Source organism: Microcoleus sp. N9_B4 (genome assembly GCF_036701635.1).
In the GTDB taxonomy this organism is placed as follows: domain Bacteria; phylum Cyanobacteriota; class Cyanobacteriia; order Cyanobacteriales; family Microcoleaceae; genus Microcoleus.
The window spans coordinates 25,270-37,662 of record NZ_JAUBRC010000005.1 but is presented as its reverse complement, the minus strand read 5'-3'; the positions used below and the strand labels follow the sequence as shown (position 1 = coordinate 37,662).

Below are 12,393 nucleotides of genomic sequence, written 5' to 3'. Positions count from 1 at the left end.
TTAAGTTAACACCGAGATTCCCTCATCCCTAATCTCGAAACATCACCAACAAACAGCAAATTAAATGTCTGGAATTGGTCGCATTCATTCAATCGAAACTTTTGGTACCGTAGACGGCCCCGGAATCCGGTTTATCGTCTTCACCCAAGGCTGTCCGTTACGCTGTCTTTACTGTCACAATCCCGACTGCCGCAATTCCCACGATGGTAAAGAAGTAACCGTCGATTATTTAATCGATCAAATTACCAAATGTAAATCCTACCTGCGGAAAGGAGGCGTTACAGTCAGCGGCGGCGAACCGTTGATGCAGCCGGATTTTGTCAGAGAAATCTTTAGTCGCTGTCATCAAATGGGATTGCATACAGCCCTTGACACATCAGGATTCTGTCTTTTAGAAGTTGCTAAACCGGTGCTGGAAATGACCGATCTGGTTTTATTGGACATCAAATCCTACATTCCCGAACTGTATTACAAAGTCACCAATGTGTCGATCGAGCCTACTTTAGCAATGGCCAAATATCTCAGCGAAATTGGCAAACCGACTTGGATTCGATTCGTTCTAGTTCCTCACCTCACAGATGCCATCGAAAACATAGAAAAACTAGCGGATTTTATTGCCAATCTGACTAATGTGGAAAAAGTAGAAGTATTACCATTTCATAAAATGGGAGAATACAAATGGGAACAATTAAAACTGGATTACGCCCTCAAGGATATACCTTCAGCTTCACCGGAACTCGTGCAACAAACTGTTGATGTTTTTCGCAGTCGCGGAGTCAATGCGATCGGAGCTAGCGGTATATAATTCAAATAAATCCTGCACAAGTCACCAAGTATTTTGAAATTATCTGCATCGATCTACGGTTTCCCTAGCCATCAAAGATTTATGCAATAATTATCCACAAAAAAACATCAAGAAAAACAACATGAAAGTTACCAATTTAGATGAATTAGAAGTCCTAATTCAAAAAGTAAAAGCAGCCCAAGCTGAATTTGCCACCTACACTCAAGAACAAGTCGATCGCATATTCAAGCAAGCAGCTTTAGCCGCTAATGCCGCCCGCATTCCCTTAGCCAAGGCAGCAGTCAAAGAATCGGGAATGGGAGTCATCGAAGATAAGGCAATCAAAAATCATTTTGCCTCGGAAATGATTTACAACAAATACAAAAACGACAAGACTTGCGGTATCATCGAGTCCGATCGGCATTTTGGCTACGAACGCATTGCCGAACCCGTGGGATTGCTGGCGGGAATCGTTCCTGTAACTAACCCGACTTCCACCACCATCTTTAAGTCTTTAATCGTGCTCAAGACTAGAAATGGCATTATATTTTCGCCCCATCCCCGCGCAAAATCCTGCACGGCTGCGGCGGCAAAAATCATCCTCGATGCTGCTGTAGCGGCAGGAGCACCACCGGATATTATTGGGTGGATTGATGAGCCAACTGTGCCACTTTCCCAAGCTTTGATGCAGCACCACGATATCAAACTAATTTTGGCAACTGGCGGGCCGGGAATGGTAAAAGCTGCCTACTCTTCAGGGCATCCCTCCCTCGGTGTCGGCGCGGGAAATACTCCCGCCATCATCGATGAAACCGCCCACATCCAAATGGCTGTCAGCTCAATTTTGCTCAGCAAAACTTTCGACAACGGCACGATTTGTGCTTCAGAACAATCGGTAGTTGTTGTGGATGAAGTGTACGATGCGGTGCAACTAGAATTTATCAAGCGCGGTGCTTATTTCCTCAATGCTGAAGAACGGGAAAAAGTGCGTCAGGTAATCTTAATTGATGGTCGATTGAATGCTGAAATTGTCGGACAATCGGTGCAAAAGGTGGCGGAGATTGCGGGTTTTGTAGTGCCGTCAAACATCAGGGTTTTGATTGGAGAAGTGGATGTGATAGGTAAAGAAGAACCCTTTGCTTGTGAAAAACTTTCGCCGATTCTCGCCATGTACCGCGCCAAGGACTTTACTGAAGCAGTAGACAAAGCTGAAGCGCTGATAATTTTTGGCGGACACGGACATACTTCTGTACTCTACACCGCCCCCCACAATCAGAAGCACATTCGTTATTTTGAAAGCAAACTAGAGACTTCGCGGGTGCTGATTAATACGCCTTCTTCTCAAGGTGCGATCGGCGATTTGTACAATTTCCGCCTCGATCCCTCCCTTACCCTCGGTTGCGGTAGCTGGGGCGATAATTCCATTTCTGTCAACGTGACACCCCATCACCTGCTGAATATCAAAACCGTAGCAGAACGTCGCGAGAATATGCTCTGGTTCCGCATTCCTCCCAAGATTTACTTTAAGTCTGGTTGTCTTCCTGTAGCTTTGAGGGATCTTGCAGGTAAGAAACGTGCTTTGATCGTGACGGATAAACCTTTGTTTGAATTGGGACTGATTAAGGAAGTCACAGATAGTTTGGAAGAAATCGGCATCGATCACTACACATTTTACGATGTGGAACCCGATCCTTCCCTTGCTACTGTTCGCAAAGGTTTAGAAATCTGCAATAGTTTCCATCCAGATGCGATTATTGCTTTTGGTGGTGGCTCACCGATGGATGCTGCTAAAGTAATGTGGCTGATGTACGAGCATCCAGAAATTGAGTTTGAAGGATTGGCGATGCGGTTTATGGATATTCGCAAGCGGGTATACGAACTGCCTCCTTTGGGTTCAAAGGCAATTATGGTCGCAATTCCAACTACTTCGGGAACGGGTTCGGAAGTCACGCCTTTTGCGGTTGTTACGGATGAACGATCGGGGATTAAGTATCCGCTTGCAGATTATGCTCTGACTCCGAGTATGGCGATCGTCGATCCAGAACTTACGCTGAATATGCCCCGGAAACTGACTGCTTACGGCGGCATTGATGCGCTAACCCACGCTTTAGAAGCTTATGTTTCTGTGTTGGCTTCTGAATATACAAATGGTTTGGCTTTAGAAGCGATTCGTTTGCTGTTTAAATACCTGCCCAGCGCTTACAAAAATGGTGCTAACGATCCGAAAGCGCGGGAGAAAGTACATTATGCTGCTACGATCGCCGGGATGGCATTTGCCAACGCTTTTCTGGGGGTTTGTCACTCAATGGCTCACCAATTAGGTTCAACTTGCCACGTCCCTCACGGTTTAGCGAATGCGCTGATGATTTCCCATGTAATTCGCTACAATGCAACGGATGTTCCTTTCAAACAAGCGATTTTTTCTCAAAACAAGTATCCTAACAGCAAGTGGCGTTATGCTCGAATTGCGGACTATCTGAATTTGGGCGGCGATACCGAAGACGAGAAAGTGGAGAAGTTGATCGCAGCGGTGGAAGATCTGAAGCGTCAGGTAGATATTCCTAGCACGATTCAGGAGACGATCGCCAGTCAGGGAATGAGCGATGATTTCTTTTTTGCTCGGGTTGAGGAAATGGCCGATCGAGCTTTTGACGATCAGTGTACCGGAGCAAACCCCCGCTATCCGCTGATTGAAGATTTAAAGCAACTTCTGCTGCAAGCATACTCTGACACCAACACTTCTGGAGTCGATCGAGAGTTAACTGTAGTTGGATAAGCTGTACTGCATCTAACGATCGATCAGAAACCGGGTTTTTCAACCAAAATCGTGGGTAGAAACCCTCAATTTCCTGAAAACCCGGTTTCTTTGTCCTCAAATCTAAAAATCTAAAAATCGCCCTCGAAAATCGCCCAAGTCGATTTATTTGCAAGGGGCGGTTTAAAAGTTCAGAAATTGTGATATAGTTGAAAAGGTAACTATTTTAAGAATTTTGTAGTTTTAGTGGCTGTTCGCGCGATGACCTCTTCACCAACCATAGCACCCGTTCGATCGAGTCAAGTTACCCGCAAGCCTTATCCCAACTATCGGGTAATAGTCCTCAACGACGATTTCAATACATTTCAGCACGTAGTGGAATGTTTGACAAAATACATTCCAGGGATGACGAGCGATCGAGCTTGGAAACTCGCCAACCAAATCCACCACGAAGGCCAGGCCACCGTCTGGGTTGGCCCGCAAGAGCAAGCAGAACTTTATCATATGCAATTGAGCCGTGCGGGACTGACAATGGCTCCGCTAGAGTCTGCTTAACATTTTTTAATTAACATTTACAATACTTACTTTCAAATTTGCCAAAATGGCAACATCACTTCATCCTCTTGATTTAGATTATGGGTAAACAAGCCTAATCTTTTACTCAAGTAGGACAATTTTATGAATCATCCTTTTGATCTAGATATTGCTGATCTGGAAGCAATTGATTTGGATTTTCAAGAGACGCTAACTGATGAAGAGTCCACCCGCATTGGAGGTGGATTAATGGCTACCACTCTAGCTATAGGTGAAGAAGGTGGTGGTGAGATACAGTGTATCTCAGCTCCCTGTCCGGGAAGTGAAGGAGGAGGAGGATTTCCTCCCAAGCCTATTCCCATTGACCCTCCGATGACCACTATGGCTCTAGGTGAAGAGGGTGGAGGATATTACACGAAAGCTTGGTTTGAAGGCGGTGGAGGCCGTCTTGATTGGTAATATCATTCGTGCCGACAATGGTAGAGATTCTGCCTAATTCCTGAACTATTCCGATTGTTTCTGTAATAAGACTTTAAAAGATTCAGCCTCATTCAAGTGTTTTTTTTCAATATATTAAAAGTTGCAACACTCTCAAAAAAAGTGATGCGACTTTTAATATTTGTACTTGATTTTAGCACATTTTAAATTTTTAAATTTCCCATGAACATTTTAATTCTGGGTAATGATTCAGATGCTCATGCTGCTCATATAAAAGATGCTCTTACCCAAGCCGGTGCAGAAGTAGATTACTTAGATACCTATCTGTTTCCAAGACAATTACGTCTGTCTTGGCAAGCTGATACCCTGGTAGGGTGCTTGACGCTACCCGGAGGTCGCCAGTTGAATTTTCAAGATATTCACAGTGTATTTTGGCGCAATTTTTCCGGTGTTGGAGTTGCACATTTAAAAGATGCAAATCAACAGCAAGTTGCATTGAACGATTCCATGAGTACAGTGCGATCGCTAATGCAAGCTTGTCCGGGTCGCTGGATTAATTCCTGGCAGGCATACCAATTTCATAAAGAAAAACCCCTACAACTGAGCAAAGCTAAGCAAATAGGAGTGACAATTCCTGCAACTTTAATCAGTAACAATCCAGAGCAAGTTAGGGAATTTGTGGAAGCTCACGAAAAAGCAATTTTTAAGCCTGTTTATGGTGGCGCTCATACCAAGTTGGTGACAGAGGCGCATTTAGAACCTAATCGGCTGAACTTGGCTTTGAGTATTTCACCAATCACAATACAAGAGTATATTCCTGGGACAAACATTCGCAGTTATGTGATTGGTGAATCAGTTTATTCTGCGGAAATTCGCAGTCAAGCTTTGGACTTTCGGGAAGATTTAGAGTCCGAGCTAATTCCGATAGATTTGCCAGAATCAGTTCACCAACAATGTTTAGCAATATTAAAGGCATTTATGCTTGATTGGACTGCTATTGATTGGCGTCTCAAGCCAACGGGCGAGTATGTATTTTTAGAGGCAAATCCTAGTCCGATGTTCAGACATTTTGAGCGTCAGACTGGTTTTCCGATTACACAAAAATTAGTCAATCTGTTAATGTATTAACGGATTTAAGAGGCGATCGTAATTTTGCCAATCATTCCCGCCTCTGTATGTCCGGCTACCGTACAGCGCAGGTTGTAACTTCCCGATTTCATCGGTACAAACACCCATTCTGCCATAGCGCCCGGTTTAAGTTCTAGTTCGTGAATCGCTCCTTTAATTTCCACTTTCCCAGCTTCAACTTTTTGAGTCCAACTCGCATCAGCAAAGTTTTTAGCAGTGAAATAATGTTTCTGCGAACTGGGATTTTTTAGCACTAATTTATAGCGCTTACCCGATTCAAATTCTAGCAGATTGGGAAAAAATTTAAGTTCCCCAGCTTCGTTACCTAAACTAACAGTAATTTCCGTGATAGGTTGCCGAGACAAATCACCGGCAGCACTAGCAATTGCCGTCGGCATCAAGATTGTACTCAAACATAAAATTACTCCCAAAATCACCTTGAAAGTTTTTTCTAACCGCTGGCTATGGTAAAATTTGCCTAATTGCAAACCGAGTAAATTGCTCATGGCTGTTATGACTACTGTTAACTGTTAACTATTAACTGACTGCTGACTACTGACTGCTGACTAATGACTAATGACTACTAACTACTGACTACTGACTACTGACTTAATTCGATCGCCAAACTTCATCCCAAGGCCCGCCCCCAACTTCCAAACCCGATAAAGAACTTTGAGCCTCTAAGATAATTCTAGAACGCTGCTTGCGATTTTTGTCAACATTTCCCCCCAACAACTCTCGCAGTTGCAAGCGCAATTCACCGTGCGTCGTATCCCGGCAGCAAAAAGCCATGCCTTTTTCGGTAGGAGTTCGCACATAAGTACCAGGACTGTTTGTAGTGCCAATCAACTCAACTTCAAATTGGCTGTTTCTAGCCTGCATTTTCCAGCTTCCCCAAGGCTCAATATTCCAACTAACTTGCGAATTCCAAGGCACAAATTCGTAAAATTTGCCTCGGTAATGCAGACAAATCATTGCTACCGATTCCATCCACCACAGCACGCCCCGCTTGCCACCACCAGCAGTTAAAGCTAAATCATTTTCGCCTGGAAAACAATTGCAATTAATCCAAAACCACTTTTGCGGAAAAGCACCGCCCCAGTTTTTTTCGCTGTAAGCGGGAGCATCTTTAAATTCGTAGCGTTCGCCATTCCAGTCAATCCAGCCCGTGGCTAAACCGTGAGCCATTAAAATTTGCCATCCAGGCTCAAATACGGGCAGAAAAGATAGCATTCCCGCTGTTGATTTCTGGATTTCCTCAGAGTTTCCCCAGCCATAAATAGGTTGAATTTCATACTGCCAAAAACAGTGGCTGCCGCTTCCCGGATCGTGCAGATAACCTTGATTTAAAGTAGCAGTAGCTTGATAGCCTTCTTCGACGCGGCTGTCGAATACTTGCGGCTCTAAATATTGGGATTTAATTTGTAAATCTGTTTTGCCCCAATGTCCGAAACCTAAGCTTTCTCGGCGCGCCCAAAACTTATTTACATCGGGAAAGGTGCGGCACAAATAGCTATCTTTCGGGCCGAGAATTTGAGCTGCACCGCCACTGTAAGGTTGACCGCCTCTGGGGTCTTCGATGGAATACATGAATGCAAAGGATTGTCTGTGAATCGGTAATGTTATTCGGTAGTACCAGCCTTCAAAAAAGCGCCGGTAACTGCCGTCCCAGTGGTAGCCACTGTGGGGAGTTTCAATAGTTTTGAGTTTTGAGAGTGAATTTGACATAAAATTACCAATAGCAGAAAGAAGAGTCAGTAGTCAGTAGTCAGTAGTCATTAGTCATTAGTTAACGGTTAACAGTCAACAGTCAACAGTCAACAGTCAACAGTCAACGGTTAACAATGCCCAATGCCCAATGCCCAATGCCTAATGACTAATGACTAATGACTAATGACTAATATGATAGGTTATTAATTATGTCTTTAGCACTTTGGCGATCGCCCTTAGCTCGCGCGCTCCACCGCAACCGCAGTCTTGCTTTTGCCCGTTACTTGCAATTAGCAACTGTTCGCGCCACCGGGCGTCCGGCCAACCGCACTGTGGTGTTTCGAGGCTTTTTAGGAGATACTAATCAGTTGAAATTTATTACAGATATTCGCAGCCAAAAAGCCGAGGAAATTAACCTCTATCCTTGGGGGGAAATTTGCTGGTATTTCCCGAAAACTCGCGAACAATTTCGGATTGCTGGAAAGCTAGTTTTGGTAGGGGCAGATTATCCAGAGGCCCAGTTGTTCTCATCGCGCCGCACAACTTGGCAGGAGCTTTCTGAGGCGGCTCGATCGCAGTTTGCTTGGCCGCATCCGGGGGATGACAAAGCCGAGGCTACTGCTTTTGATTCTGCTTCCCCAAATGCGATCGAGCCGCTGCCTAATTTTTGCTTGCTGTTGTTGGAACCGGAAACGGTGGATTTGTTGGAGTTGCGGGGGGAACGGCAAAATCGATCGCTTTATCGGCGCGACGGGGAGGGAAATTGGTCGGTGCGATCGGTTAATCCTTGAAAAAGAAGTCAGTAGTCAGTAGTTATTGGTTATTAGTTATTAGTTATTGGTTATTGGTTATTTGTTGTCAGTTCCACTGCCCAATGCCCAATGCCCAATGCCCAATGCCCAATGCCCTATGCCCTATGCCCGATGCCCAATTCAAATTTTAGATGCCGGTGCCGTCGAAAAATTCTTGAATTGCTTTATCTTTTAACTTGCAGCTAGGGGTTGTAACTAGCTGTGTTTTTTCGGCTACGGCTACATTGCTGGCTTGGTTTAAAGCTTCTGATACTGAGTGGAAATTGTGGGAATTGGGAACAGAAGTTAAGGAGACAGATGCTTGAGGAAGCAAACTTTTTACTTGCTGTTCGAGGGATTCGATACGATCGAGCAAAGAGCGAATTACCACAGCTTCCGAATCCGGCAAACTGCCGTGTTCTAGGGGATTGACCCGCACTCCCGATCGATAGACGATGCGGCCGGGAATCCCTACCACTGTACAGTCAGATGGTACGTCGCGGAGCACGACGGAACCGGCGCCGATGCGGACGTTGTTGCCAATTTGCAGATTGCCGAGTACCTTGGCGCCGGCACCGACAACTACGTTTTCGCCGACGGTAGGGTGACGTTTGCCGCTTTCCTTGCCTGTGCCGCCGAGGGTGACACCTTGGTAAATTAGGGCAAAATCGCCGATAATCGCTGTTTCGCCGATCACAACCCCCATACCGTGGTCGATGAATACGCTTTTGCCGATCGTTGCCCCTGGGTGGATTTCAATTCCGGTCAAAAAGCGAGCAATGTGGGAAATCAAGCGGGGGATGAAGGGAAGTCCCAGCACGTAAAGCCAGTGTGCGAGGCGGTGCAGCACTAGGGCCTGAAGACCGGGGTAGCAAAACAAAACTTCCAGCCAGTTGCGAGCGGCAGGGTCGCGATCAAAAATTATACTGAAGTCAGCTCTAAGGGTCTTTAGCACTTTCGGATTTACCAATTTTGGTTAAACACGGCACTTTCGATCTTACATTTTACTCGACGGGGGAAGTTATCGGCCGATCGGGAGATTGGGTAGTGGGAGATTAAGAGAGTGGGAGATTGGGGAAATTGGGGCATGGGGCATGGGGCATGGGGCATGGGGCATGGGGCATGGGGCATGGGGCATTGGAACTGACAACAAATAACCAATAACTAATAACCAATAACTACTGACTACTGACTACTGACTACTGACTATTCCTGTACTGAGATTGTATAGTTAGACTTGACTCCGGGTTCGAGAGTACCTACCCAAATCCTGTAAGAGCCTGCTTGCCAGTCTGAATCAACTATGCCAGCATCTTTATTCTGACCTATATCGTCTCCGCAGCGCACCGCATTACCGGGGCCTTGTACGAGTAAGGTCGTGTCCTTGCCTCCGCTGTTGACTTGGAGTGTGAGTTTTGAAAAGTTTTCCTGCAAGACTATGATGTGGTCGGGAGTTGGGGTGGCAAAACCCAAACATTTGTGTTTGTGGCGATCGGCGTTGGCTATGACAGATAGAGAGTACGATCCGCCTGTAGAACCTCTCAAAACTGCTGTTGGGGCTGCAAAACCTCGCGATAAAGTTAAAGTGCCGAAATTGGCTGTTTCTGCTAAAACTGGTAGGGCGGCGATCGCGGCGATCGCACCCAAGAGCGCACCGTTTTTGAAATTGGCTCGCTGATTAAACAACATGGCAATACTCCTCGGTCACAACTTAAAATCACAACTCAGAATTTACCCATCGCAGCCCCTCGAATACAAACTATGGAGGAAGAATAATTTTTAACTTAGTTCAAAACCTCCTGGCTTCTATTCCTTATGTCTATCAGGACAATCCCTGTGCGATCGCGCTCGCTTGTGCCACTCGGATTTCTGCCACAGGCGATCGACTCATATCCGAAATTGTACGGTGTCAAGATGATAAATTTGATACTCCTAGCCTTGCTGTTGGCGATCGGTTCCCTATTGACACAGGCCTTGGTATTGTTACCTATAGGTCTATCTGGCTGGCTCCACCTCCCTAATTGGCTGAGCCTGACCTTGATTTTTCTGGCTATTTCTTGGTGCTTGGGGGATTAGTGAGCAGTCATGAGTTAATTAGTGATTAGTCAAAAGTTAACGATCAATCATTCCGCTTCCCCCAAGGGTCAAGGCCCGATCGCCCGCGGTCTGATGATGTATACTTCACAATTGACAATTCAAGAATCTAAAATCTAGGATTTGACATCTACCTATAGAATGATGCAACGACAAGTTTATTCGATCTCAGCATTTCACTCTTCTGACAAAACCCTGGCGGAAACTCCTAAGAAACAGGAGCGTCCGATACACCGGGCGATCGTGTTAATGCTGGTGGCAACAGGTTTGCTAGGCCTGCACGCTAGTCGGCTGGTGGAATTGCAACTGATACAAGGGAAGCAAAACCGGGAAAGAGCCGAAAACAATCGCGTTCGCCTAGTTCCCATGCCGGCGAATCGCGGACATATTGTCGATCGCCAAGGCAAGTTGCTAGCGGCAAACAATTTAGCTCGATCGGTATATTTGTGGCCGAAAGAACAAACGCCGGAAGAGTGGAAAGCGACAGCAGAAAAGTTGAGTCCGCTGGTTAAAATCCCGGTACAAGAAATTTTAAAAAAATTAAAAGAGGTCGATCCTCAATCCTACAGACCCGTGCGGCTCAAGCAAGCAATGCCACCAGAGGTGTTTGTGCCGCTAGCAGAACAGGTGGGACAAATGCGGGGAGTGGAAGTGCGGCCAGAAGCGAACCGCTACTATCCCGAAGGCAGTTTGGCGGCTCACGTGATCGGATATATTGGCGAAGCTACCGCAGCCGACTTGGAAGCTCATCCTGAATATCCGATGGGGATGATTGTCGGTCAAATGGGCATAGAAGCGAGCTCTAACCAGAAGATTGCGGGAGTGTGGGGCGATCGGCTGATCGAGGTAAATGCCCAAAATCAAGAATTGCGGCTGATGGGAGAGACACCGCCCAAACCCGGTGAGGCGGTACAGCTAACCATAGACTTGTCCATGCAAAAAGCAGCCGAAAAAGCCTTGGGGCAGCGCCGGGGAGCAGTAGTGGCACTGGATGTCAAAACCGGGGCGGTATTAGTTATGGCCAGCCACCCGACTTTTGATCCCAATCTGTTTACGCGAAAAATCACTAAGGATGAGTGGAAAACTCTTCAAGACCCGGAAAATCCATTTTTGAATCGGGCCATGCAAGGCTATCCCCCTGGCAGCACCTTTAAAATTGTGACTTCCGTCGCAGGCCTGGAGTCGGGCAAATTTTCGCCGGACTCAATTCTGGGTACTTCGTCTTACATTACTGTGGGGGGAATTGATTTTAACGAACACAGCGGCGGTTACGGCGACATCGGCTTTCGGGATGCTTTGGCTTTCAGCAGCAATACATTTTTTTATCAAGTGGGGATTAGTACGGGGCCGGAGCAAATTTCTAAGTGGGGACACCGCCTGGGAATTGGCAAGGATACCGATTTGAATCTTTTGGGGCTAGGCGGCGGCGATTACGGTCAAATCCCGACGCCAGAGGAGAAGGAGAAACTTTATAAAGAACCTTGGTATGCGGGTGATACGGTAACGATGTCGATCGGTCAGGGGTTGGTGTTGGTGACTCCTTTGGAGGCGGCGGTGATGGTGAGTTCGATCGCTAACGGCGGCTATCGGGTGAAGCCTCATCTTTTGACTTCTATGACCGGCACAACGGAGACTCAACGGGTACATACGGGGATGAAGCCTTCGACGATTAAGGTGGTGAAGGAAGGACTGATCGCGGTAGTTGCCGAGGGTACGGGACAGGGGATGAATGACGGTACGATTCCACTGACGGCGGGCAAAACAGGGACTTCGGAGGTCATCGGACAGGAGGATCACTCTTTGTATGTCGCCTTCGGGCCCGCTGACAAGCCGGAAATTGCGATCGCCGTGATTGTGGAAAATGGCGGTTATGGTTCTGTTGCCGCGGCCCCGATCGCCAAAGAGGTATTTCAAGCTTATTTTGGGCAACAGAAAAAGGTGAATGAGTCAGTAGTTATTAGTCCTTAGTCCTTAGTCAGTAGTCAGTAGTCCTTAGTCCTTAGTTATGGGGAATTGGGAATTGGGAATTGGGAATTGGGCGTAGTTTCTTGTTCTTCCTTCCTTCTTCCTTCTTCCTTCTTCCCGACATCCGTTACATCCGTTACAGAATCCGTTGCCGAACTTCCTTCTTCCTTCTTCCTTCTTCCTTCTTCCTTCTT

Annotated in this window: 12 protein-coding genes; 8 read left to right on the top strand and 4 right to left on the bottom strand. The window is 46.4% G+C overall.

Annotated features, from left to right (window positions below; all coding sequences use genetic code 11):
- Window positions 1-64 precede the first annotated feature (64 nt).
- The 5 genes from pflA to QUA43_RS04595 all read left to right on the top strand — a co-directional run bounded on the left by pflA (window position 65) and on the right by QUA43_RS04595 (window position 5,639).
- Window positions 65-805 carry a pyruvate formate-lyase-activating protein gene (gene pflA, locus QUA43_RS04615; protein ID WP_333371446.1) on the top strand — a complete coding sequence of 247 codons (741 nt, stop codon included), beginning with the start codon at window positions 65-67 and terminating at the stop codon, window positions 803-805.
- 121 nt (window positions 806-926) lie between these two features.
- Window positions 927-3,560, top strand: coding sequence for a bifunctional acetaldehyde-CoA/alcohol dehydrogenase (gene adhE / locus QUA43_RS04610; RefSeq protein WP_445301948.1), 2,634 nt, complete (start codon window positions 927-929; stop codon window positions 3,558-3,560).
- A 240-nt stretch (window positions 3,561-3,800) separates the two neighbouring features.
- Window positions 3,801-4,094: an ATP-dependent Clp protease adapter ClpS gene (clpS, locus tag QUA43_RS04605; protein ID WP_015178834.1), complete on the top strand. Its 294-nt coding sequence runs from the start codon at window positions 3,801-3,803 to the stop codon at window positions 4,092-4,094.
- Window positions 4,095-4,322: 228 nt separating this feature from the next.
- Window positions 4,323-4,532 carry a hypothetical protein gene (locus QUA43_RS04600; protein WP_333371444.1) on the top strand — a complete coding sequence of 70 codons (210 nt, stop codon included), beginning with the start codon at window positions 4,323-4,325 and terminating at the stop codon, window positions 4,530-4,532.
- Between the two features lie 201 nt (window positions 4,533-4,733).
- A complete protein-coding gene (locus QUA43_RS04595) occupies window positions 4,734-5,639 on the top strand; it encodes an MvdC/MvdD family ATP grasp protein (protein ID WP_333371442.1) in 906 nt (301 codons plus the stop codon).
- Between the two features lie 5 nt (window positions 5,640-5,644).
- Here the strand turns inward: QUA43_RS04595 and QUA43_RS04590 are convergent, their stop codons facing one another.
- Window positions 5,645-6,145 carry a plastocyanin/azurin family copper-binding protein gene (locus QUA43_RS04590; RefSeq protein WP_333371441.1) on the bottom strand — a complete coding sequence of 167 codons (501 nt, stop codon included), beginning with the start codon at window positions 6,143-6,145 and terminating at the stop codon, window positions 5,645-5,647.
- A 103-nt stretch (window positions 6,146-6,248) separates the two neighbouring features.
- Window positions 6,249-7,367 carry a tocopherol cyclase family protein gene (locus QUA43_RS04585; protein WP_333371439.1) on the bottom strand — a complete coding sequence of 373 codons (1,119 nt, stop codon included), beginning with the start codon at window positions 7,365-7,367 and terminating at the stop codon, window positions 6,249-6,251.
- 191 nt (window positions 7,368-7,558) lie between these two features.
- Between QUA43_RS04585 and QUA43_RS04580 the strand changes: the two genes are divergently transcribed.
- Window positions 7,559-8,140 (top strand): Npun_F5749 family FMN-dependent PPOX-type flavoprotein, encoded by a 582-nt coding sequence (locus QUA43_RS04580; RefSeq protein WP_333371437.1) that lies wholly within the window; start codon window positions 7,559-7,561, stop codon window positions 8,138-8,140.
- 148 nt (window positions 8,141-8,288) lie between these two features.
- On the opposite strand, the gene cysE is transcribed toward QUA43_RS04580, so the two are convergent.
- Window positions 8,289-9,095, bottom strand: a complete 807-nt coding sequence (gene cysE, locus QUA43_RS04575) for a serine O-acetyltransferase (protein WP_333371435.1) — start codon at window positions 9,093-9,095, stop codon at window positions 8,289-8,291.
- A 251-nt stretch (window positions 9,096-9,346) separates the two neighbouring features.
- Window positions 9,347-9,829, bottom strand: coding sequence for a hypothetical protein (locus QUA43_RS04570; RefSeq protein ID WP_333371433.1), 483 nt, complete (start codon window positions 9,827-9,829; stop codon window positions 9,347-9,349).
- Window positions 9,830-9,955: 126 nt separating this feature from the next.
- Between QUA43_RS04570 and QUA43_RS04565 the strand changes: the two genes are divergently transcribed.
- Both QUA43_RS04565 and mrdA read left to right on the top strand, forming a co-directional pair.
- On the top strand, window positions 9,956-10,216 hold the full coding sequence (locus tag QUA43_RS04565) for a hypothetical protein (protein WP_333371431.1): 261 nt from the start codon (window positions 9,956-9,958) through the stop codon (window positions 10,214-10,216).
- A gap of 159 nt (window positions 10,217-10,375) precedes the next feature.
- A complete protein-coding gene (mrdA, locus tag QUA43_RS04560; RefSeq protein WP_333371429.1) occupies window positions 10,376-12,202 on the top strand; it encodes a penicillin-binding protein 2 in 1,827 nt (608 codons plus the stop codon).
- Window positions 12,203-12,393 lie beyond the last annotated feature (191 nt).

What these genes read in the sequence shown, in the direction of transcription:
- pflA (WP_333371446.1), top strand. Translation starts at nt 65, where the DNA reads ATGTCTGGAATTGGTCGCATTCATTCAATCGAAACTTTTGGTACCGTA.
- adhE (WP_445301948.1), top strand. Translation starts at nt 927, where the DNA reads ATGAAAGTTACCAATTTAGATGAATTAGAAGTCCTAATTCAAAAAGTA.
- clpS (WP_015178834.1), top strand. Translation starts at nt 3,801, where the DNA reads ATGACCTCTTCACCAACCATAGCACCCGTTCGATCGAGTCAAGTTACC.
- QUA43_RS04600 (WP_333371444.1), top strand. Translation starts at nt 4,323, where the DNA reads ATGGCTACCACTCTAGCTATAGGTGAAGAAGGTGGTGGTGAGATACAG.
- QUA43_RS04595 (WP_333371442.1), top strand. Translation starts at nt 4,734, where the DNA reads ATGAACATTTTAATTCTGGGTAATGATTCAGATGCTCATGCTGCTCAT.
- QUA43_RS04590 (WP_333371441.1), bottom strand. Translation starts at nt 6,145, where the DNA reads ATGAGCAATTTACTCGGTTTGCAATTAGGCAAATTTTACCATAGCCAG.
- QUA43_RS04585 (WP_333371439.1), bottom strand. Translation starts at nt 7,367, where the DNA reads ATGTCAAATTCACTCTCAAAACTCAAAACTATTGAAACTCCCCACAGT.
- QUA43_RS04580 (WP_333371437.1), top strand. Translation starts at nt 7,559, where the DNA reads ATGTCTTTAGCACTTTGGCGATCGCCCTTAGCTCGCGCGCTCCACCGC.
- QUA43_RS04570 (WP_333371433.1), bottom strand. Translation starts at nt 9,829, where the DNA reads ATGTTGTTTAATCAGCGAGCCAATTTCAAAAACGGTGCGCTCTTGGGT.
- QUA43_RS04565 (WP_333371431.1), top strand. Translation starts at nt 9,956, where the DNA reads ATGTCTATCAGGACAATCCCTGTGCGATCGCGCTCGCTTGTGCCACTC.
- mrdA (WP_333371429.1), top strand. Translation starts at nt 10,376, where the DNA reads ATGATGCAACGACAAGTTTATTCGATCTCAGCATTTCACTCTTCTGAC.